Source organism: Bradyrhizobium sp. AUGA SZCCT0283, assembly GCF_018130385.1.
GTDB lineage: Bacteria > Pseudomonadota > Alphaproteobacteria > Rhizobiales > Xanthobacteraceae > Bradyrhizobium.
Map to the genome: position 1 here is coordinate 1 of NZ_JAFCLU010000040.1, position 21860 is coordinate 21860.

General features: G+C 60.4%; 19 protein-coding genes and 2 pseudogenes. 7 read left to right on the plus strand and 14 right to left on the minus strand.

Annotated features, from left to right (window positions below; translation table 11 throughout):
• Nucleotides 1-73: 73 nt before the first annotated feature.
• Nucleotides 74-433: a DNA-binding transcriptional regulator gene (locus tag JQ624_RS33345; protein ID WP_212423140.1), complete on the minus strand. Its 360-nt coding sequence runs from the start codon at nt 431-433 to the stop codon at nt 74-76.
• Between the two features lie 77 nt (nt 434-510).
• Entirely contained in the window at nt 511-1947 is a 1437-nt protein-coding gene (gene mgtE, locus JQ624_RS33350) for a magnesium transporter (protein WP_212423141.1), read from the minus strand.
• 155 nt (nt 1948-2102) lie between these two features.
• Here mgtE and JQ624_RS33355 point away from each other — a divergent pair, with 155 nt between their 5' ends.
• Entirely contained in the window at nt 2103-2849 is a 747-nt protein-coding gene (locus JQ624_RS33355) for a polysaccharide deacetylase family protein (protein WP_249130270.1), read from the plus strand.
• 233 nt (nt 2850-3082) lie between these two features.
• A complete protein-coding gene (locus JQ624_RS33360) occupies nt 3083-4333 on the plus strand; it encodes a polysaccharide deacetylase family protein (RefSeq protein WP_249130260.1) in 1251 nt (416 codons plus the stop codon).
• Between the two features lie 109 nt (nt 4334-4442).
• Here the strand turns inward: JQ624_RS33360 and JQ624_RS33365 are convergent, their stop codons facing one another.
• A complete protein-coding gene (locus JQ624_RS33365; protein ID WP_212423144.1) occupies nt 4443-4817 on the minus strand; it encodes a hypothetical protein in 375 nt (124 codons plus the stop codon).
• A gap of 484 nt (nt 4818-5301) precedes the next feature.
• Nucleotides 5302-5727: a hypothetical protein gene (locus tag JQ624_RS33370; RefSeq protein ID WP_212423145.1), complete on the minus strand. Its 426-nt coding sequence runs from the start codon at nt 5725-5727 to the stop codon at nt 5302-5304.
• A 315-nt stretch (nt 5728-6042) separates the two neighbouring features.
• On the opposite strand from JQ624_RS33370, the gene JQ624_RS38905 reads away from it, so the two are divergent.
• Together JQ624_RS38905 and JQ624_RS33380 are read left to right on the plus strand one after the other, a co-directional pair.
• On the plus strand, nt 6043-6855 hold the full coding sequence (locus JQ624_RS38905; protein WP_249130261.1) for a hypothetical protein: 813 nt from the start codon (nt 6043-6045) through the stop codon (nt 6853-6855).
• Between the two features lie 287 nt (nt 6856-7142).
• A complete protein-coding gene (locus JQ624_RS33380) occupies nt 7143-8456 on the plus strand; it encodes a HEPN domain-containing protein (RefSeq protein ID WP_212423146.1) in 1314 nt (437 codons plus the stop codon).
• Between the two features lie 611 nt (nt 8457-9067).
• Here the strand turns inward: JQ624_RS33380 and JQ624_RS33385 are convergent.
• The 7 genes and pseudogenes from JQ624_RS33385 to JQ624_RS33415 form a co-directional block, all read right to left on the minus strand.
• Nucleotides 9068-9509 (minus strand): annotated as a pseudogene (locus JQ624_RS33385) (ModD protein); the annotation flags it as partial.
• A 106-nt stretch (nt 9510-9615) separates the two neighbouring features.
• Entirely contained in the window at nt 9616-10488 is an 873-nt protein-coding gene (locus tag JQ624_RS33390) for a DMT family transporter (RefSeq protein ID WP_212423147.1), read from the minus strand.
• A 124-nt stretch (nt 10489-10612) separates the two neighbouring features.
• Nucleotides 10613-11092, minus strand: a complete 480-nt coding sequence (locus JQ624_RS33395) for a MaoC family dehydratase (protein WP_212423148.1) — start codon at nt 11090-11092, stop codon at nt 10613-10615.
• Between the two features lie 10 nt (nt 11093-11102).
• Nucleotides 11103-12272: an NAD(P)/FAD-dependent oxidoreductase gene (locus JQ624_RS33400; RefSeq protein WP_212423149.1), complete on the minus strand. Its 1170-nt coding sequence runs from the start codon at nt 12270-12272 to the stop codon at nt 11103-11105.
• A gap of 12 nt (nt 12273-12284) precedes the next feature.
• Nucleotides 12285-13529, minus strand: a complete 1245-nt coding sequence (locus JQ624_RS33405; protein WP_212423150.1) for an NAD(P)-binding domain-containing protein — start codon at nt 13527-13529, stop codon at nt 12285-12287.
• Between the two features lie 30 nt (nt 13530-13559).
• Nucleotides 13560-14135: an OsmC family protein gene (locus tag JQ624_RS33410; RefSeq protein ID WP_212423151.1), complete on the minus strand. Its 576-nt coding sequence runs from the start codon at nt 14133-14135 to the stop codon at nt 13560-13562.
• A gap of 151 nt (nt 14136-14286) precedes the next feature.
• Complete coding sequence (locus JQ624_RS33415) at nt 14287-14544, minus strand: hypothetical protein (protein ID WP_212423152.1); 258 nt, start codon at nt 14542-14544, stop codon at nt 14287-14289.
• 438 nt (nt 14545-14982) lie between these two features.
• Between JQ624_RS33415 and JQ624_RS33420 the strand changes: the two genes are divergently transcribed.
• Entirely contained in the window at nt 14983-16182 is a 1200-nt protein-coding gene (locus tag JQ624_RS33420; RefSeq protein ID WP_212423153.1) for an alpha/beta fold hydrolase, read from the plus strand.
• 203 nt (nt 16183-16385) lie between these two features.
• Nucleotides 16386-17348: a cupin domain-containing protein gene (locus JQ624_RS33425; protein ID WP_212423154.1), complete on the plus strand. Its 963-nt coding sequence runs from the start codon at nt 16386-16388 to the stop codon at nt 17346-17348.
• 520 nt (nt 17349-17868) lie between these two features.
• On the opposite strand, the pseudogene JQ624_RS33430 reads toward JQ624_RS33425, so the two are convergent.
• Nucleotides 17869-18495, minus strand: a pseudogene (locus JQ624_RS33430) (amidase family protein); the annotation flags it as partial.
• Between the two features lie 383 nt (nt 18496-18878).
• The gene (locus JQ624_RS33435) at nt 18879-19196 is read right to left on the minus strand and encodes a hypothetical protein (protein WP_212423155.1); all 318 of its coding nucleotides are present in this window, start codon (nt 19194-19196) and stop codon (nt 18879-18881) included.
• A gap of 490 nt (nt 19197-19686) precedes the next feature.
• On the opposite strand from JQ624_RS33435, the gene JQ624_RS33440 reads away from it, so the two are divergent.
• The gene (locus JQ624_RS33440; RefSeq protein WP_212423156.1) at nt 19687-20019 is read left to right on the plus strand and encodes a hypothetical protein; all 333 of its coding nucleotides are present in this window, start codon (nt 19687-19689) and stop codon (nt 20017-20019) included.
• Between the two features lie 1274 nt (nt 20020-21293).
• Here JQ624_RS33440 and JQ624_RS33445 read toward each other — a convergent pair.
• Nucleotides 21294-21857: a hypothetical protein gene (locus tag JQ624_RS33445; RefSeq protein WP_249130264.1), complete on the minus strand. Its 564-nt coding sequence runs from the start codon at nt 21855-21857 to the stop codon at nt 21294-21296.
• Nucleotides 21858-21860 lie beyond the last annotated feature (3 nt).

Sequence of the window (21860 nt, forward strand, 5' to 3'; positions counted from 1 at the left end):
CCAGCCAGCATGGTGAATCAGAAGCCCGCTGATTTGGGAATCCCAAATCGATTCAACCTAACCCCATCCCGCTTTAGGCGGGCGACGATTCCGTGGCAAGCGCTGCGAAAACGGTTTCCGGCGAATGGGCGATCACGGCGAGCAGCGCCCGCGCCGGCCCTCGGGGGACACGCTTGCCCTGCTCCCAGTTCCGGATGGTTTCGACGGGCACGCCGAGCCGTGCCGCGAATTCGATCTGCGTTAGGCAGGCGCGACGGCGCAGGTCACGCACCGCCGGCAGCGTGCCGGCTTCGTCCGGCGTGGCGTCAGGCATGACGGGCGAAGCTGAAGGCGTCGCAAGCGCGAGCCCGGGCATCGTCGGCGCGAGCGGGAACTCCTGCCCGTCCCGCAGTTCGACGATCCGTCCGTCCGCTTTCAGCCGCAAACGCTGCATGTTGACCCCGTGAGCCAACATCATCGGCCAAGCACGTTAAGGCCCGATTAACGATAAAAGGGGCAGCAAAGGCGCAGCTATTTCAGCCCGAACCACAGCGTGGCGATGCCGAGAAACGAGAAAAAGCCGACCACGTCGGTGATTGTCGTGACGAAGGTTCCCGACGCCACCGCCGGATCGGCGCGCACCCGGTCCAGCACCATCGGGATCAGGATGCCGCCGAGCGCGCCGGCCACTAGGTTGCAGATGATGGCAAGGCCGATCACGACGCCCAGCCCCGGGATCTTGAACCACGCCACCGCGGCGACGCCCGTGATCACCGCAAAGGCGAGCCCGTTGACGAGGCCGACCATCGCCTCGCGCATGACGACGCGGAAAGCGTTGTTGGAACCGAGTTCGCGGGTGGCCAGCGCCCGCACCGCCACCGTCATGGTCTGGGTCGCGGCGTTGCCGCCCTGGCTCGCCACGATCGGCGCCAGCACCGCGAGCGCCACCATCTGTTCGAGTTGGCCCTCGAACAGGCCGAGCACGGAGGACGCCAGAAACGCGGTCGCCAGATTGACCAGGAGCCAGTTAAAGCGGGCGCGCGCGATGGTCCAGACATTGTCGGACAGTTCTTCGTCGCTGGTGACGCCGCCGAGTGCCTTCAGGTCCTCGTCGGCCTCTTCCTCGATGACGTCGACGACGTCGTCGATGGTGATGACGCCGACCAGCCGGTTGGTGGTGTCGACGACAGGGGCCGCGACCAGATTGTACTTGCCGAACATCCGCGCGACCTCTTCCTGGTCGTCCAGCACCGAGACGCGGCGGCGGTCTTCTTCGATCAGGTCGGCGATCGGCACCGGCCGGCGCGCCCGCAGTAGCGTGTCCAGCGAGACGGCGCCCTGCCAGTGCTTTTCGGAATCCACCGCGTAGATCTCGTAAAACCGGTCCGGCAGATCGGGGGTGTCGCGCATGTAGTCGATCGCCTGACCTACGGTCCAGTCCGGCGGCACCGCGATGAACTCGGATTGCATCCGCCGGCCGGCGGAATTCTCCGGATAGAGCAGGCTGCGCTCCAGCGGCTCGCGCTCGGCCGGCGGCAGCTTTTCGAGGATCTCTTCCTGGTCCTCCTCATCGAGGCCCTGGAGCAATTCGACGGCGTCGTCGGATTCCAGTTCGCGCACGCCCTCCGCGACCGTCTCCGGTTCGAGTTCCTCGAGGATTTCCTCGCGGACGGAATCGTCGACCTCGTTCAGCGCGGAGAAATCGAAATCGGTGCCGGTCAGTTCAACCAGCGTGACGCGGTCCTCGGCTTCGAGGGCTGCGATCAAATCGCCGAGATCGGCCTCGTGAAGTTCCGCGACCACTTCGCACAACAGCGGCCGGTCGGCGGCGTGGATGGCGCGCGTGATCTCTTCGACAAATTCGTGGCGGAGCTGCCCCTCTTCATCCCGCATCAAAAGATGGTCGAGTACCGAACCCTGGGCGGACAGAGCTTCGGCGGCTTGGGCAACGTCGATATTCTCGGCCATGCCGCGCCTCGCCGGTTTGACAGAATGAGAGAACTCGTCTGAGCTATAGCTGCACGCATTACCCAATCGGCTGCGCCATGCGCAATGCCAAATATCACCAAGGCCAAATGACCCGAAATTTCAGCGCGGCGCTGTGCTCGGCGGTCGCGGCATGGATGACCTTCGTTGCGGCGGCGCCGGCCGCCGAATGCAGCCGCAAGGACGCGCTCGGCACCTCACGCGTTCTCGCGGTGGACGCCGCTGCCACCCCGCGCGTCGGCCGCAAAAGCTTTCCACAGACGCTTCCGCTTGATGACCACGAGGTGGTGCTGACCTTCGACGACGGACCGTGGCCGGCGACGAACCAGAAGATACTGGCGGCGCTGGCGCATGAATGCGTGCGCGCCACCTTCTTCCTGATCGGAAAGCCGGCCTCCGAACATCCCGAACTGGTGCGGAGAATAGCGGCGCAGGGCCATACCATCGCGCATCACACCTGGACCCACCGCAATCTGAAATACATGAAGCCGGAGGCGGCCGTCGGCGAGATCGACAAGGGCATCGCGGCGGTCGAAACGGCGCTGCACGGAAAGGCCACCACGACCCCGAGCACGCCGTTCTTTCGCTTTCCTTTTTTTGAAATGACGCCCGCGACGCTGGAAGCCTTGCAGAAGCGCGGCATCGCTGTGTTCGGCGCCGACCTCTGGGCCAGCGACTGGAATCCGATGACGCCGGCACAGCAGTTGAAACTGCTCACCGAGCGGCTGCAAATTGCGCGCAAGGGCATCATCCTGTTGCACGATCCCAAGGCGCAGACCGCTGCCATGCTGCCGGCCTTCCTGCGCTACCTCCGCGACAACCGATACCGCGTGGTCCATTTGGTGCCGGCAGGTGCCAAAACCGTGTCCGACAAGGCACATTAGATCACGATCTGTTTGATTGGCGCCGTTCTCCTGCCCGGATCAGGCGCCAAAGCCAAATTAGGTGTAGAATTCAGATGATTAAGGCGGCATTCATGGCGCCAGATGTAAGCCGTTGCGTGCTCTTGGAATGAAGCCGGGGTTCTATGATCGCTAGCGTATTTGGGGGGCTTCGGCGGCGGCCTTGGACCGTCTTGTGCGTGGGCCTGCTGACCTCTGTCACTGCGCAGACTGCGTTGGCCGCCGATTGCCCAGGCCATCCCGACGCCATCGGAACGTCGCGCACCATCGTGGTCGACCCGCGCGCCCATCCCATCATCGGCACCATGCAATATGGCAAGACGCTGCCGCTCGAAGACCATGAGGTGGTGCTGACCTTTGATGACGGTCCGCTGCCGAAATACAGCAACGAGATCCTCGACATTCTCGCCGCGCATTGCGCCAAGGCAACCTTCTTCCTGGTCGGACGCCAGGCCAACGCCAATCCGGAAGGCGTGCGCAAGGTGCGCGATGCCGGCCACACGGTGGCCACCCACAGCCAGAACCATCCGGTCGGCATGGATCGCCTGCCGCTCGACCGCTCCAGGCTGGAGATCGAGCAGGGTATCGCGTCGGTGACTGCGGCGCTGGGCGACGGCACCGCGCCCGCGCCGTTCCTCCGCATTCCCGGCCTGCGCACCAACGACGGTATCGAGGCATTTGCCGCCTCCAAAGGACTTCAGGTCTGGAGCGCCGATTTTCCCGCCGACGACTGGCGCAACGTGTCCGCCGCGCGCGTCTATGAGCTCGCGATCCAGCGGCTGGAGGCCAAGGGAAAAGGCATCCTGCTGCTGCACGACATTCAGCCGCGCACGGTTGCGGCACTGCCGAGGATCCTGCGCGAACTGAAGACGCGCGGCTATCGCATCGTCCATGTCGTGCCGGCGACGCCTGATCGGCCGGCAACGCCGACCGAGCCACAGCAATGGCAGTTGCATCCGCCGTCGGAGATGGTGGCGGTTTCGCGCTGGCCGAAGGTCCCGAAATTCGCTTCTGCCGGCCCTGCGGCACTCCCCGTCCCGGCGTTGTCCGATCTCGATTGGCGCACGACCGATCTTGGCGTCCGCACCGCGCGGCGTGGACGCGGCGTTCCCCTGCCACCGGCGGCGCGGTGGCCGCGGCAAACGACGTTGCCGCCAGCCGGCGCGGTGGCCGCGCTGCCGGTTCCGGCGGCGAGCCTTTTCAAAATCCCGGAATCAGCGCGCATGACCCTGCTGGCTGCGTCCGCGCGCCGGACGGCAACGACTGCGCAGGCGCGTTCAACGGAAGTCTCCTCCGCAAAGCTTGCCGGCAAATCTCGCCGCCACGGCCGCGAGGCGGCGGCCCAGCCGCCGGCGCGGCCGCCGGACAGACTGCGCAGGCGCCGCAAAGCGCTGGCGGGACCGTCGCCCCCCAGCCTGCGGCGCAAGCCAAACGGAATGGGCGATCGGTTCGGGTCGCCGGTCTGAAGAAGCGCTGATCGGCCGGTTCTGATCGAATGGATCAGGACCGCCGCCTAATTATTTGTTTTGATGGCTTTTCCTGATCCCAAGGCCTCTCCGCGATCGGCACAAAGGCTCAGTTCGTCACGATCTTGGCGATGCAGAGCAGGATGACGATGGCGAGGAACAGCAGGTCGATATAGGCCTTGATCTCGCCGGCATGGCGCAGCGCGCCGACCTCGGTGATAACCTGCTTGCGCGTCGACGTCGAATTCGGCCCCTCGCCCAGCGCCGCCACCAGGCGGCGTGCCTCCAGCTCCAGCCGTTCGATGCGCTGGAAGAAGTGAAACGACCGCAGCGCGGATGCCGCATGCATGCCGGCATAGACCAGCACGAGAATCGCGACCACCACGCGGTGCTGGTACTTTTCGAGGAAATTCAGCGCGAAATAGACCAGGGCCAGGAACACGAAGTTGGAGAGGAATCGATAGGCGTAGCTCAGAAACAGCATGAAGATGCTCCGGGTGGTCTTGGTAGCGTCGAACTTCCTGGAAGCGCCGAACGCGGCGGAGCCGGCCGGAATCGGCAGCCGGCCGGCGCGTTCAGTTTACGCGAACGGTACGGCTATAGGGACATCAGCCCGCATGCCGCGCCAAACGATTCGCGCGCCGTGGCATTGCGGACACGCGAATACCGATTGTGTCAGGCCCAAACTGCAACATCGTGGTGCGCCCGGAGGACGTCGGATCACCCAATTATACGAAGCTGTTACAAACGGGAGCAGACCTGCCTGATCAGCCGCTGCGGCTGCCACAGCGCGGCTGTGAAGCTATTCTGACTGTCGGATACCGCAAAGAGGACCCGCCATTTGCGGCGGGTGCGAGTCTAGGGAGAAGACTACAAACTAAGCTGATTCGCGGCACCAGCGTGTACCGCAATTCACACACGCTATTCGAAAAACAGACCTGACCGACGCTCCGGATATCTCACGGCGGCTACACTTTGCCTTCGATCATCTTGAGTTTGACGGTCTCGCAGGTCTTCCGAACGTGCTCGGTAAAGATCGCGCATTCTTCGATGCGCTTGAAGATCTTCTTGGCTTCCTCACGATACGAGGCTGCGGTATCGCGCATGAAGGCAATGGCATTATGCACTTCGGCGGTCATCGCCTCGCATTTTTTCGCCGCGCTGATCAGCTCTGCTCCCATCGCTTCGATTTCCCTGGCGGCGGCTTCATAGTCGCGCACCACGGCCTCGGCCGTGAGCGCGCCGACGCGGGTCACGCCCTCTTCATGCTCGACGTAGTCCGGCATCGGCCCCGATGGCGCCGCCCTGATCGCGGGAAGACCCCCTACGACATCTTCTTCCAGCTTGGCTAAATCCAGCGGCGCAGTTCTGTGAAGTCGTTCGATACTCGCCATAGGCCATTCTCCATCACTCGATGAACAACCCCCAGCACGCAAGCATAGCGACCGATTCGTGGCGGAATCCTGCAGCGAAGGAAGCAACGAGAAGGCGGATGTGTGAATGCAGGCGCCGTGGGATGGCGCCGAGGCGCTTCCATTCACTCGAAGCCGCACCGGCCAACGCATTAACCATGCCGGCGCATCAGGCAGCGCGTGGCCTACGGTTAAGGCGCATTTAACAGTTTTGCATCATTGATTGACGATCCAGCGCAACATCCTTCAAGCCGCAAGAATTGCGGGCCGCACTCAACCTCTCTTTAGGAGGATCGATTGAGGACGCTTCTTATTTGCGCGCTGGCTACGACCCTGGTCGGTTGCAGTAGCCAACAATCGGCACAGCCATCATGCGTTGGCCTGAACCCGCTCGCCTGCCTGACTGCGGTTCATGTGCCGATTGAACCTGAATCACATGCCAGCGATTCCGCCGCAGCGGAACCAGTGTCCCTCGTCGCCTGGCGCGGCGACAGGCCACCCCGATCTCACGCACACCACGCCGTCCGTCGAATACCCAAGCCGATCAAGGTCGCAGCGAAAGCCGCACCTGCCATTCCCATACCGCTTCCTTCTCCGCAACCGAACCAGCAGACGACGGGCAATGCCGTTGCCTCCGAAGCTGCGCGCGCTTCCGAAGCCGCTCTCGCCAGCGTTACCGGTCCCAGTTCAACGGCCGACGTTCCGCAGACCCGAACGACACAGGAGCAGGTGGCGGCCGCCTCCGCGGTCGCGGAACGAATGTCGGTCCCGACGCTGGATGCGTCGCTGGACGCGCTCGTGGCCGTTCTCGTGGCGGCTCCCGACGTCAAGTCGGTCTCCGACCTGGCCGGTAAGACAATTGCGATCGACGATAGATATTCCGAGTCATCGATCAGCCGCGTCAGGACTGCGATGGCGGCGGCGGGCGCGCCCGAAGTCCAACTGAACAAAGGTCAAACCACTGCGATCAATCGGCTGGTCAACAAAGACGTTCCGGCCGCGGTCGTCGGGTTAGTCTCTGCCAGCGCCGCGGACAGCTTTCCTGAGCTTGCGCGATTGAGGATCTTTCGAGTACCGCTCTCACCTCGTTCCTCGAACAAGCAGCCGTAATCGGTGCCGGAGTCGCGGGCTTCATGGCAAGCGATCGAGGACCGAAATGGAAAAATCCATTTCGCCCCAATGACAGGTTGGGGGCCGCAGAGCCAAAAACCCAACAAAACCAGGCTGATTTATCGAGGTGGTGCGCTCGGAGGGACTCGAACCCCCACGCCTCGATTGCGTGCAGCGTGGGTCCGAGCCGGATGATTGGAAGCCCATGAACACCATCGGCAAGGAGTGCACGAAATTCGATTTGCGATTCCGTGGAGTTGTTAGAATGCATGGCGTAGAGTGAAGCCATGAAGCAACCAATTCGTGAGGCGATCCGAAAGGCCCTCGGCGCACTGTTCGCAGAGCTTCAACAAACACCCGTTCCGCAAGAAGGACACTGGGTCTATCAGCGCAATCAAACCGGGGGGTGGCAGGGCTCCTTCGTTGAAAGGCCCGGCACGTATAGCCTCATCACACCACATGAGAAACTCATCGAGCAGCTCTCGAATGAATTCTCACCGCTTCTGAGGGCGGATTATCCCGAATACATGACGAAGCTGGTCGGATTGCCTGGCGCTGGCGGTGGCAAATTCCAGCCGCGCATGATTCTCGGGGCCCTCGCACACGAGAGCTTAAAGCGGTTCGGTGGGTGGAATCTCAGCACCGAGCAAATGGACAACTTGCTGGATGAGACAGCCAGCTTCTTCGATCGTCCAACCGTGCGTGTCCGACTGCTAGCCCCTGTCCTAAACGTGCACGGATCGACAGAGGTGCCAACTGTTGCGTTCGGCGGCGGCGTTATCATGCGACCAATTACCGACGAGGAAGTTACACGCTTCTATGGCGGCAACCCGATTTTTCAATCTAGCGGACGCATGTTCGCTTTTCCGGATTTTGTGTTTGTGCACGAGCTTGAGGTGCCAGAGGTTTTCTGGACTCCCTTCACACCAGTTCAGGAACCGTTCTGGAAGCAAACACAGGAGGCGCTTGATCGGGGTATCCTCGCGCTATCGTCTTTCAAAGAGGGAGGTGCTGTAGGATACGATGGCGTGCATATCACGCTCGCTGAGCTCGCCTTTGGCTTTGGACTTGGTGGTCAGCACTACTGGGGTGGCGACCATGTCCCCGTTGGTCACTACGAGCTGACCGCAGATGAAGCGCCTCAGCTCGAGGCTTACGCAAAGCTGTTTGAAGAGATTCATCCAACGTTGGAAATGGCTTGTCAGCGTCTTGTCGATTCTGGTCGGCGGACTAAACCCCGCGACAGTATCGTGGACTCTATCATAGGCCTTGAAAGCATCTTGCTAGTCGAAGTCGGTGAAAGGCAGCGGGGAGAAACGCGATTTCGCTTTTCTCTGAACTATGCCTCACTTTTCCCCGCTAGCGAGCGGAAAAGCGCATTCTATCGAGCGCGTGACTTATATGATCTTCGGAGCAAAATCGCTCATGGCGGCGAACCGAGAGGCAAAGAAAAGATCGACGGGAAAGAGATGGCCCTTCATGAGATCGCGCCTCTGGCCAGAACAGTTTTGCGAGAGACCGTTTTGAAATTCCTGCCCAAGTCAATAAGACCTGACTTCTTAGCCGAAAACTATTGGCTATCCAAAGTGCTTAGTCTGTGATCCCTGTCTTGGATGGCACATCACACGACACGTTCGGCGGTTTAGCTTCAATGCGGCACGAGCGTTATACACATATCCGAGCTGCCGATTGGTGCTCTTAGCTCGCAAGGCGTTGTTGCTGAAGCTGCCCCCGCATGACATCGCGCAAGCGAATCGACAGAACCTCGGATGGACAAGATCGTCGCGTTCGATCAGCCGCTGTCACTCGATGATTTCTGCGACTGCGGGAGGCGAACGGCGGTAGAATGCCAGGCGGGAACGGAGCGGTAACGTAGCCAGGCAATTTCTGCAAAAAAGTGCAGTGATTTCAACGCTAAACGTGGATTTGTGGTGCGCTCGGAGGGCGGTCGCATTTGGCGCAATTTCAATAACTTATCCGATCTCAGCAATCGGTAAGGTGCCTTTCAAGCCTGTGGGGTGCGTTTCAATTCGATGGTGATCAAGCCGCCCCGAGTGCCAGGGTTATTGTGACAAGGCCGCATGGAAGGGCTTCTGTGACATCTTTGGATGGCGGGAAGTGCCGTTCATGTGAGCGGCACTTCGCTCGCACTGTGCACTCCAACCCATACAGCTTGCTTGAGCGGTGCCTTAGCCTGACTTGCGGGGCGCACCTACGTTGCTTCCGAAACCAATTGCGCACCGACGCCTGCCGGCGCGATCTGGTCCTGAACATCGCAAGGCCTGGCCAGATACGGCGACGACGTCACCGTGATGTCCGTCCCCGCCCGGGCATAGGCCGCGACATTTCCGGCGTTGACACTTCCAGCAGCCGCAACCATCGGCCGCCGCGACTGCACGTGCCAGCGTCTTCAACTGCGCCACAAGCGAAACGATCTGGGCTGGCGCAAACTTCTCGGCCTGAACCACGTCGAAGCCCGCGACGGCGGCCGCAACCGCCGTTTCCGAGTTGGTCACCTCGATCACCAGCTTCTTTTCCGGGGCAGCGCGCCGCAATCGCCCGACGACCTCATTAAGCGGCACATCTCGAAGAAATTCATGGTGTTCGGGAAAGACCAGCACCGTCTCCGACAGGCCGAGCCGGTACATCACAGCGCGTTTGCGGATTGGGATTGGCGAACGATCAATTCGAATTTCGTCGGCTGCAAGCCGGTAATTCAGCTGGCTTTGCGTTCATAAGGCCGATTTGATCGATAACCATTCAACTGATCCGGGATAGCGATCGCTGTCGACTACCCATGACCAGTGCAATTCCGCCGAGTATCGCAAGCGACGATACGGAGAGGCGAAGAGAAATTGCTTCTTCAAGCACAACGGCACCTCCTAACGCCGTAATGACCGGAACACTCAGTTGCACTGAGGCGCCTTGCGCAGGCGTCAGCCCGGGGAGAGTAGCGTACCAGATCGTATAGCCGAGCCCGGATGCAACTGCGCCAGAAAGAATTGCATAGGCGAGCCCGCTAGCGGTGAGGTTAGTGCCGAACAACAAAGCGCACAAAAAAAGACAAATTGCGATTGGCAGCGAACGCGCGAAATTGCCGGCCGTCGCGCTGAGGGGATCCGCAATGCTACGGCCGAGCAAGGAGTAAGCGCCCCATGCAATGCCGGCCGTCAGCATGAGACACGCGCCCGTCACGGACGGCGCCGATGCACCGGGAGCAACGAGCAACGCCAGTCCTGCGACGGCAATTGTTAGTCCGGACCATTGCAAGGCGGATAAGCGTTCACCGCGGACGAGCCCATAGCCGACCATTGTTGTCTGGACGGCGCCAAACAAGAGAAGCGATCCAGTTCCGGCTGGAAGGGACACGTATGCAAAGGAGAACGTGGCCGCATAAGCGAATAGTGCTACAGCTGCACGCCACGATCCCCCGGGCTGCTCAGGCTTCCGGCGAAGCGACAAAATAAGGCACAGTACGCAAGTGCCCGACGCAATTCGTAGAAGGGTAAAAGTAACCGGATCAATCGCAGCCTGGGACAGGCCGAGTCTGCAAAGCACCGAATTTGCCGCCAATGCAGCCATCGCCAAGCCGGTCAAGGCAATTGTCCTGATCTTGATGTTGTGCTGCTTCATTCGTCATTCGCCTGGTCATTGGACTTTCCAGCTACGCGAGAGCGCCATTTCGAAAGTTGAACCGGACCGGTCGCAGCCCGTCTCGTGCCGCCATTCGGCACGCGCAGGTCCGCACGACAACCCGTCACTTTGCCATGGCGCGCTTCGCCTGGCCGGCCGCACGCTGCAACAGCGGCATCGTGTAAGTCGTCGCGGTTCCGACGACGCAGCTTTCCCCGCTTGCGTTGCGTACAACGGTCTCCAGCTTGCAGATCGGCTTGTCATCCCGGACGTGCTCGACCTTGACGCTTGCGGTAATCGTCTCTCCGACCTGGACGGCCTTGATGAAGCGCCAGTTGGTTTCGAGAAACACCGTGCCTGGTCCCGGGAGATCCTCCGCAACGACGGCGTTCATGAGACCGGTCGTGACCCCGCCCTGTACGATAAGCCCGCCGAAGGGCGAATTGGTCGCCAGCTCGACGTCGTAATGGATGGGGTTCTTGTCGCCTGTCATCTCGGTGAACATTTCGACATCGCGCATTGTGGTCGTGCGGCTCCTTTCCGCGCGGCGACCTGGCACGGGTCGGCCGGCCAACGTTCGAGTCCAGGGTGAGTCGATCGACATTTTCGTGCTCCTATGCTGCGAGGGACGGCTCTTGGGACAAGTTCGCGATGTGATTGGCCTCGGCTTTCATGGCTGCACTCAGATCAGCATGAAGCTGCTTGACCTCGTCGAGGTCCCACATGAACGAGGCGATCGCGTCGGTGGCGCGAATGAGCGGCAAGGACAGTTCGTCGCGCTGGCGCTGGTAGGCTTCGAGCCCGCGGAAGCTGCCATCGGCGATTCCGCGTGACAGCAATTGCGCATCGCGAAGGGCGTCCGTGATCCCGTGTGCGGTCAGGGGGTCCTTGAAATAGCCGGCATCACCAACGAGAGCCCACCCTGCGCCATGGCATTGTCGAAGGTAGCTCGTTGCTCCTGCAAAGCTGCGTAGGCGGCCGATCAACGTGGCCCTCCCAATGTCGGCGCGCAGTTCGGGAAAGCTCGATGTCAGCACCTGGAGAAAGCCCCGCGTCACGTCGCCGCGAAATGTCGCGACAAATTGCGAAGCCGGAACGGCTGCGAAGACGCAGTGACCAGCGTTCGTTGGAATCACTCCTGCCGCGGCGTTTCTTGCGAAATGCCAGTGCAGACCATCCCGGTCCAAGTCTGCAAAGTAGCCAAATACGACGCCAGAGGCGTTGAAGCCTTCGACGATGACTCTTGAATTGACGAACTGCGCGACGGTCGATTGGCGGCCGTCCGCACCGATGACGATATCCGAGCGGACGGTCCTGCACGCACCGCTGCCGTCTCTCAAGGAGGCGCCAATAACCCGGCCGTTCGATGCAAATTGCAACTCGGAAAGAGCAACCCCGTGGCGAACGGCTGCGCCTGCATGCCAGGCCGCGTCAACCAGCAACGGATCGAGCACGGTGCGTCGTGGCGCCAACAGAAAATCGACGCCGTGATCCGGCTTGATGTCCACTCGAACGGCCTCGTCGCCATAGTGAAACGTGGTCGATCGAATCGCAGGCGTTCCCGCCGCTACAATATCCGGAGTCAATCCCCAGCGCGTGAGCTGCATAACCGCGGAACGCATCAGGGCGTGCGTCGACATCGTATCGGAGCCATAGGGCTGCCGGTCGACCATCAGGACTTTTGCTCCCGACCGCGCTAAGAGGAATGCCGTGGCAGCGCCCGCACAGCGTGCGCCGACGACTACTGCGTCATAATGTGAGTCGAGACTGTGGAGGCCAATCATGGCGTTTTGCTCTCAGGCAGCAGCGCGATTGAGGTTCTGGCTCAGATGAGCGGCGAGATCTGCAGCGTCGTCGCCCGCTCCGTCAATGAATGACGATTTGCGCCGGCGCATGAATTGCAGGCCCATGACGTACATTCCCGGTGCGGCAACAATCCCGCCATCGTGACGGATGCGTCCCTTGCGATCGAGCACGGGGACGTCCAGCCAGGAGTAGTCGGGGCGATATCCCGTCGCCCAAATCACAGAACCAATACCGGCGTCGATCAGGTCCAGGCTGAGCCTGGTTTCCGATCCGACATCCGTCGGCTCAAAACGATGAGGTGCGGGAAACTGCCGCGTAAGCCCGTTCGCGTTTACCCAATCATCGATGCTGGCGAGAAGCCGGTTCATCTTGAGATCGGCCAGCGCGCAGTGGTTGGCGAGCGATCCCGAAAACTGCGCCTTGCCGTCACAAAGGCCGACAAGGCGACCCACGAGCTCGACGCCAGCCTTGCACAAGCTGTTGAGGTCGACTGTCACGCGTTCCGGCGTTCCGATGAGCTGGAGCGACGGCAGCCGTCGCGCTCTTTCGATGTCCTCGACCATGGAGTCGTATCGAACATCCATGGCGCCGATGGCGTCCATCCACCACTGGATATCGCGTCCACGGTAGGTCCGCGGCAGCCGGACGTGCTCTCCGACCGAAAGCACGACGCGACGGCCGGCTGCGTGGATCTCCCGAGCGAGCTGAATGCCGCTCGCCGAGGCGCCGACAATCATCACGCCGCCATCCGGCAGGAGACTGGGATTCCTGTATTGCAGCGGCGTGAGGCTGGCCACCTTGCCAGGCAGACCGGCACTGAGCGATGGAATCGAGGCAAGGTTGCAAGCTCCACTCGCTATCACAAGCTTGCGGCAGCGCCACGGACCCTGGCTGGTCGAGAGCTGGTAACCTCCATCCTCCTGCCTCACGCGTGTCACGCGCGCTCCAGTCACGATTGGAGCGGGCGAAAGCGCGGCATACCGCTGCAGGAAGCGGACGACTTCCGGCATCGTCATGAAGCCGTCTGGATCATCGCCGGTGTAGGCGTAGCCCGGCAGACGGCTTTGCCAATTCGGCGTCAGAAGGCGAAGCGAGTCCCACCGCTCCGTCCGCCATGAGTTAGCCACCTCGCCGCGCTCGAGGACCACGTGGTCGATCGAGCGGGCGGTCAAATGCCTGCTCATGGCCAATCCGGATTGGCCGGCGCCGATGATGATGGTGGTCGCGAACCTCACGACACTCGCTCCTTGATCCAGCCGCCGCCGTCAGTTGACGGTGACGAAGACGTTCGTCGGGTTGGTGATGATGTCGAATACGGCCGACCGCTTCTGCGATTGAGCGACTACCGCCTTGATGTCGTCCTCGCTCGCATCGGCGCGAATCTCGAAATGAACGCGGATGGCACCGAAGCCATTGCGCACCTCGTCGTCCATGCCGAGGATGCCCTGAATGTCCATGTCCGCCTCAAGCGAAGCCTTGACGGAATGGAGCTGTATGCCGCGCCGCTGGGCGACCGCGGCAACGCCCGCCGTCAGGCAGCTCGCAAGACCGGAGAGGACGAGTTCAACCGGGGTAGGAGCGTTGTCCTCGGCCGCAAAGACCTGGGGGTGGTCAGCCTCGACCGTGAACGTTTTATTGCGGGACTGCTCAGCTCCGAGCCCGAAGAAGTTGCCGATAGCGGAGCGGCTGTGCGTGCCGTTCAACCACTCGCAGCTTGCACGCCACTTGAACTGCGCCGCCTCCGGCACCTGCTCCAAGGACTCGCGTGCTCCGAGCAGTGCAGTCACATTAACGCCATTGTCGACCTTCGCGAGGGGCGAGATGCTCGTAGTCGTGGTCATTGTCTTTGTCTCCTGTGTTGTGAGTAGGTGAGTGGCCTCAAAATTGAGGACGTGACATTGCCCGGCCCTTCCATCGGCAAGGCCGTATCCCTCCGGCGCGCGACGGGGTGGCGCGCCGGTCGTGGATTCCGTTGTTTCGTCGGTGAACCGGCTAATCGCCGCTTACGTCGTGTCCACGCTTCAGCCACACGCCGTTTGTGCGCGCCTGTGTGTCGTTCATCAGCGCGGATCCGATCTCGCTGCGATCAAGGCCAATATTTTCGAGCACACGGTCGTGGAGAGCGACGAGTTCCGCTTCCGCTCTGCGAAGGCGCCGCGTGAGGAGAGCAGAGAGGGTTTCCTGCATCTTGGTGAGAAACCCGGCCCACCGTGGCTCGGCTGGTGTTTTTTCAGTCAGTATGGCGCTCATTATCATCTCACTCATTCGTGATGTGTTCTGCTGGGCGAGACTTCCCAGATGGTTGTCGTGCGTTACTTTGCATCCGGGCGGCCTGTTGTTGTCGATCAGATACGCTTAAACTAAATGCCAGTGGAGGACTGCGCGTCCGGATGAGAGGACCATTCATCCAAAACTGCGAGACAAGGGCCACGACAGATTCCTCGGTCGGACGTTCTTCGGTTTGTCAGGCTCGCGGGCGTCGACTGCTCGAAGTTTCGCGGTGATCCAGGGTGTCGTACTTTGCGTGTCCGTCAGAAAGGTGGTCACGACCTTCTCCTGATTTCTGGCGCCTGGCTTTCGGATTGGCGCCTGCGGCAGTACGTTCTATGGACGGTAAGGCGATGGCCGCTTAAGGTCCTTGGTTTAGAACCTTAATTGTTCTGAATCGGCGATCGTGACGCGGGCCCGATGGGCGGCAAAATGGTTGGCTTCGGTCGATTCCTTCTTGATCCCGAACGGCGCGAGCTTTCGCGCGAGGGCGTTCGGGTTCAGTTGGGGAGCCGCGCGATGGATATCCTTTGCGAACTGGCTTCTGCAAAAGGCAATGTCGTCTCCAAGGACCACTTGCTGGAACGGGTATGGCCGGGCCTGTCAGTAGAAGATAGCAACATTCACGTTCACATCTCAGCACTGAGGAAAGCGCTCGACGAAGGGCCGAGCGAGCAGAGCTTTGTTGTTACGGTCCCGGGCCGCGGGTATCGACTGATTGGTCTGCAGACTATATCGGGCCGTAATGAGCAAGAACCCAACCATTTCAATGCCGATCCGTCGCAAATCAACCAGGAGATCAAATATTGCCGCACATCTGAAGGGGTTCGTCTCGCCTATGCGACCGCCGGCAGCGGACCTCCGCTGGTCAAAACCGCAAATTGGTTGAACCACCTCGAATATGACTGGGAAACCCCTGTGTGGCAGCACGTCGTTCACGGGCTGGCGCAAAAGCATACCCTTATCCGGTACGATGCGCGGGGCACTGGCATGTCGGACTGGGATGTCGAGACGTTGTCTCTCGAAGCCTGGGTCAGTGACCTTGAAACAGTGGTCAATGCGGCTGGTGTGAATCGATTTCCGCTCTTGGGAGTGTCCCAGGGATGTGCGGTGTCGATTGCGTATGCTGTTCGACATCCAGAACGAGTTTCCCACCTCATTCTTTATGGGGGATTTGCGCTTGGGGCGGCAAAGAGGTCACCCGAGGAAAGGGAACTTCGAGCTGCAATGGCGACGTTGATGCGTCATGGCTGGGGATCAGATAATCCAGCCTTCCGACAGCTGTTCACCGGGCAATTCATACCCGGGGCCACACCAGAGCAAGCTGCCTTCTTCAATGAACTACAACGCCGCACGACCTCACCCGAGTGCGCAGCGCGCTACTTAACAGCCGCCGGAGAGATTGATGTCACCGAGCTTCTTGGTAAGGTGACTATGCCGACACTCGTTATGCACGCGCGTGGAGATGCGAGAGTGCCCTTCGAGTTAGGACGCTCAATGGCTGCCGGCATTCCGGGCGCCCGATTCATTCCACTTCACGGCCAAAATCATCTTTTTCTGAAGCATGAGGCCGCCTGCGAGCGGTTTTTCGAGGAGATAGAGCTTTTTCTGAAACAGTGACGTCTGGTGGCCAAAGCAGCAGTACCACCAGTCGCAACCCCTTTTGGCGCACGCCGTTTGTGTTCGCCGCGGCAGCGTCAAGGCGTTCCGCATCGGGAGCATCCGGTGGCTTGTCGTTGTCGATCGGATACACTTGAGCTGGATGCCAGTGGAGGACGCGCCGGATGCGAGGACCATTCGCGCAAAACTGAGAGACCCAGACCATGCCAGATCCCCTGTCCGATGTTCTTCGGTCGGTTCGGCTCACGGGCGGCGTCTTCTTCGAGGCGAATCTCACGGCACCGTGGAGTGTCGCCGCCCAGGTTGGTCTCAAGGAATGCCTGCCGTTTTTGCCGGATTTGGTGCAGGTGATCGGCTACCACGTTGTCCTTGAAGGCCGCATGCTCGTCGGCCTCGACGGCGAACCGCCGATCGAACTGCGCGCCGGCGAGATCGTCCTGTTTCCCCGCAACGACATCCACACGATGGCGAGCGCTGCGGGCGTCATTCCGGTTAGCGCCGCCGACCTGATCCAGCAGTCGCCGGAGGGCGGCGTGATGAAGATCCGGTATGGTGGCGGGCACGAGCCGACCAGCATCATATGCGGGTTTCTCGGAACTCAGGACGATTTCAATCCGCTGCTTGCCACATTGCCGCGTATGCTGAGGCTCGACATCAGCAAGGCCGCCTCCCGCGATTGGGTCGAGACATCGGTGCGATTTGCCGCGGCCGAGCTGGCCCGTGGTCGGTTGGCATCGTCGGAAGTGATGTCGAGGCTCTCGGAGGTGCTGCTGGTGGAGGCCGTTCGCGAGTACATCTCGAAGCTTGGCGATCGGGAGCAAGGATGGCTCAAGGGACTGAGTGACCCCAATATCGGGCGTGCACTCGCGCTCATTCATGGCGACATCGCCGCTCCATGGTCAGCCGATATCCTTGCCAAGGAGGTTGCCCTCTCCCGCAGCGCATTTATGGATCGCTTCGCACAGCTGATTGGAATGCCGCCCATTCGCTATCTCACGGTATGGCGTCTGGAGATTGCCAAGCGCCACCTTCGCGAGTCGCGCATGAGCGTCCCCCAAATCGCTGTGGCGGTCGGATATGAATCCGAGGAGGGATTCCGGCGGGCCTTCAGGCGCGAATTCGAGATGTGGCCCGCCGAGTGGCGAGATCATCAGGCAAGTGCTTGAACAGCGGCCGCTACTGCCCAGACTGTGTTTATCGCGATTGAGCCGTCTTCGCGTTTTCACACACCCTGAGTCAAAACCCGAAGTCGAGACCTGCCCTACGTTCCGAAAACGGGCGTTGATGGACCCAGCCGCCATGTTGCTTCGGGCCAATAGTGAATCCGCAAGAGTTCCGGCCCGTCCGATGTCTACGCTGGGCTACGCCCCTGCCCTCTCCTGAGCAAATAGGGGTTTTCAGATGCGGGCGCGTCGTTCAAACAAAATTGCGACGACCACAACAAGACGCCCTAGGTAAGAAGCACAAACGTGCGAGAAAAAAGGAAGTCTGCGCAGACCAAATACTAACGTTCGCTGTGGGTAACAATGTGGGAATAAGTCTTGGCGAATCATTTTTCGCATCAATGACTTATGCCGCTTGGTGCGCTCGGAGGGCGGTCGCATTTGTTGCGATATCAACAAGTTACCAAGGCTTGTCAAACTATAAGGTGCATTTCGAACCCAACAGCGTCTTTCAGACGTGCCGCTATGACTGTACCCCAAAAGGCCCCCGCGCCCAAACCGGCCGGGGGCTCCCGGCTGCCGTCGCAAGCATTGGGCTTTGCGCGTTCAACGTCCGAAGCATGGCTTCCGGACCGGCCTGATCCGCATCAATCGCAAACGGCTTCTCGCCCGATATCGGAAGCAGGAGTAGAGGATAGGTTTGGAAAAAATTGCGCCATTCACGCAAGATCGTGGTTCTTCGCGCCTGGCCGCGCACATAGGCTTGAAGATTCAGACGCGACGAGTTCGGTTTCATTGCGTTAACTGAACACTTTATCGGATCGTCCCCCATTTTCTCGATCCACGACAGCAGCCCTTCCTCTGCTTCCGTCATCAGGAGATCGCGCCAGAGGCGCGCAGCTTCGGCAAAATGCGGTGGCTCCGCCTCTTCCACCTGATAGCCCGCGTCACTTAACCACGTCGCTGCCTTGCGAAGCGCCTCGGCGACATCAGGATCGAGTTTTGTATCCGGAAGGTTCTTGAACAGCGCCACCTTCAGCGGCGCGCAACGCGGTTGCTGCAGCGGCGGCACGGGCACCCACCAGGGATCTCTGGGATCGCCCACTGAAAGCACATTCATGCCGAGGGCAAGGTCGCGGACGCTGCGGGTCGTCGGGCCTTGCCAGTGTCCGCGCCTGGTTGATGGACTTCTGCCTGCTTAAAAAATGGAGATCGGCGTATGGATGCTATCAAAGGACATTAGCGCTCGAACCGTACTGAATAGCCTTCGCGATGCGATAACCCGAGAGTCATTACTCGGGCTCCACGCGCCAACATGATTTGTCAATTATACGATTGAGACGAAAGCACGGGCGCATGTAGAGACATCGCGCTCCTCATCGATCGTGAGGATCACTGGCATCGCCATGCGATGGATCGGCTCGACTACGGCGTTCGGCGCTGCTGTCAGAAAGCCGTAGACAAGATGCGGCTGCCCGGTCAGCCATTTCCGTTAGGGGATTTCTCTCGGCGTTTATTCAGCCCTCATGATAATCATCGATGCGGCTCCCCATGTTTCGGTAGCAAACTGAACCCAATGCCGGTGACGAGATAGATAGCATCGCTTTCATCCACGAGTACGTCGCCGATCGTCATGGTTGTGTGCTGTAGTCCCTTGCTCTGAAGCAAATCGAGAGCCTCACCATTCGGCGACCAGTTCTCCGCTCGCATGCGAGACAAAGCATCTTCGTGATTATCAGCTTCGATATCCTTCAAGTGAACATGAGTAGCCGAGAGGTTGTTGAGATCGGGCGAGCTTCCAACGACGCCGCGAAGAAACGATGGCTTCATATACCAGATTTGATATTTCATCGTGTTCTCCCTCTTATAGCTTGCTCGTTCGCACAGCATCTTGATCGCATCCCGGCCAGTCACAAGCGCGACATACTCGTCGGCTGAGCTTGGCGACATAGGTCCTGCTGCAATCGAGGTGCAGCGCTAATGCCGACGCGCTGACGACCGCGGGCTTTCTGGACCGCGGTCGAGAGACAGGCTTGGCGACGGACGGGCGATCCAATGGAGACGGTCTCAGCCATCGTGTTTCGCTCCTATTGCGTCGCGGTAGGATGCCTCGGACTGTAGCGTCAGTGTGAAGGCGGTTTCCAGTGTTGTGATACTCAGTTCCGCGTTCAGCGTTGGATCAAGGTCTAGTTACTGGAAGCATCCGCGATGGAGCGGGTGATGGAGTGTGTTCACGTAGATGAACGTGAGGTTTGTTTGATCCAAGTCAAGGGCGCGAAGCTCCCGCGAGCGAGGCTTGCAGGTGTCCGCGGCTTTCCTCTCTCGAAGAAGGAGAACGGTAATGTTGCGTCGAATTCTCATCGCTTCGGCAGCCGCAGCCATGCTGCTGGTCACCTTCACTCCCGATGACGCGTTCGCCCGACGCGGCGGCGGTATGCGCGCTGGAGGTGGCGGCGCTGTCGCAGTTCGAGGACCCCGTGGCGGCGCTGTCGCTGCTCGTGGATATCGGGGTGGCGCGGTCGCTGTGCGCGGCGGGCGCTACGGCTATCGCGGCTACGGTGTCGGTGCGGCGGCAGTGGGCGCGGCTGCAGTCGGCGCAGCAGCGACGGGGGCCTACTACCGCCGCGGCTGCGGCTACGACGCCTACGGCAACTGGGTTTGCCCGAACTACTGAGCGGCGCGACGCTCCTGGCCTTTGGCTGCTCGAAGCCGATGATGAAGTCATCGGCATGGCTTTCTGTGACGACTGGAGAGGAAGCAAATGATCAGGCCAACCGTCATTGCGCTCGCGCTGTGCGTTGCGTCCTCAGCAGAGAGCATGCCGTACATCCACCTTCAGCAGCCGAACAATCCGGTCATTCAAGTTCGCCAAGGATGTGGCCTGGGGCGTCAACTGGTCGATGGCATCTGCGTACGGAACTCCGCGGTGCGTGCCGCGGTTCGCAAGTGCAGCGCACGAAAAATGCGCATGGTGAATGGTCGCTGTGAACCACGCGTCCGACCTGCTGCCGCCCCTGCCGCGCGACCTGCCGCGGCCCCTGCCGTGGCGCCACCTACGGCCCAGCAACCTGCTGCTACTCCCGCCACGCCCCGTTGACCGGCTCGCGCAAGCGACAACTAACTCTGGCAGCTCATTGCAAAAAATATCCCGCAGAGCATTCGCGCTCTGCGGGCTGCGTCGGGCTTCTCGAAATTGATTGCTAACCGAATAACCCCGCCCCGGTCTTTTACAAACTTGCAATTGCGTTCCATCGAATGGAACAAAAGAGATGTTGCACGGTACCACTGCTGTAACTGCAACCACGAATTCCCTCGCACCAGATATTCTCAATAGGTGCGGTCGCGCGGTCCCCATTTCTTCACGCGCTCAGAACGACCCTTGGTCCCTGCATTGGAGGCGGAGGAGCTAGGAACTGCAAAGAGAGCAGAAGATTGCCTCCAATACCGCGGACCGAATGGGTCCGGCGTAGGAGCGCAAATGCCTACAATCGAGCAATGCAGAACCTATGCTGCGGAACACAAACTCTTGGGAGCGGATCTGAGGAATTCAGCCCGTCGGTCTGCCGTGCATAAGAACATTTCCCGTAGCTGGGCAGCACTAGCGAACCAACTTGAGAGTCTTGCGATCATCGTGAAATCGGAAGGAACGTAAGGCGGCGTCAATTGGCGACCGCTAAGTCGCAGCTTTTAAGGCTGCATGTCGCAAAGTCGACGATGGCACCACGTCTTGGACACCTGCTGTGATTGCGTCATGGATCGCAGTGATCCTGATTGCTGGTGGGATCGTCGTCTGGCTCTATTTTGCTCGACCGAACTACGATCCCCTGGGATTGGTGATCGTCGCCTGGGGCATCATTGTTTGGCTTGGAGGCCGTGCTATCCGGTATTGGCTTGATGGTCGATAAGCATTGAGCTGTCCGCGCTACTACTTGCAGCCAACGGACCACCTCATCGCGATGAGTGACCAAGAGCTTTCGCGCCCGCCGCCCCGCGAGCCTTTCCCGAGCCGACGTTTGCTCCCACTGTTTCCGACCCGTTCGCGAAATTCAGGCGTTTACGCGTTACAGCAACTTGGGCGTCCAGGTAGCAGGGGCGATACATCGCTGCGAGTTGGCTGCCTCGCAGAAAGATCATGCGCGGAGTCAAGCCGCCGCGACTGGCGATCCAGCGTCGGACCTGCGCTGGATACATCGAAAAAAGATCGCTGGTTGCCGCCGGGTTCGGAATAGCACGTCCCCGAGCCCCGAAATCCCAAGCTGCGTGGAAAGCGAGATTGGCATTCGGAGTTACACAGATTCTGTCGTAAGGGATCGTGCCAAGGACAATTGTGCAGGCTGAGGCGCACAGGCCATCGATGATGATCGTCTGTCCGGAGGCGCGCAATTTTTCAAATCGATCTACATAGCGCCCGATCTGCCCGCCTCGGTCATTGGCAATCCGAACCATCGCATGGCTTGCGCCTGCACCCGCAAGCAAGAGCATTGCCACGAGCGCCCCCGTAAGAAATTTCATGCG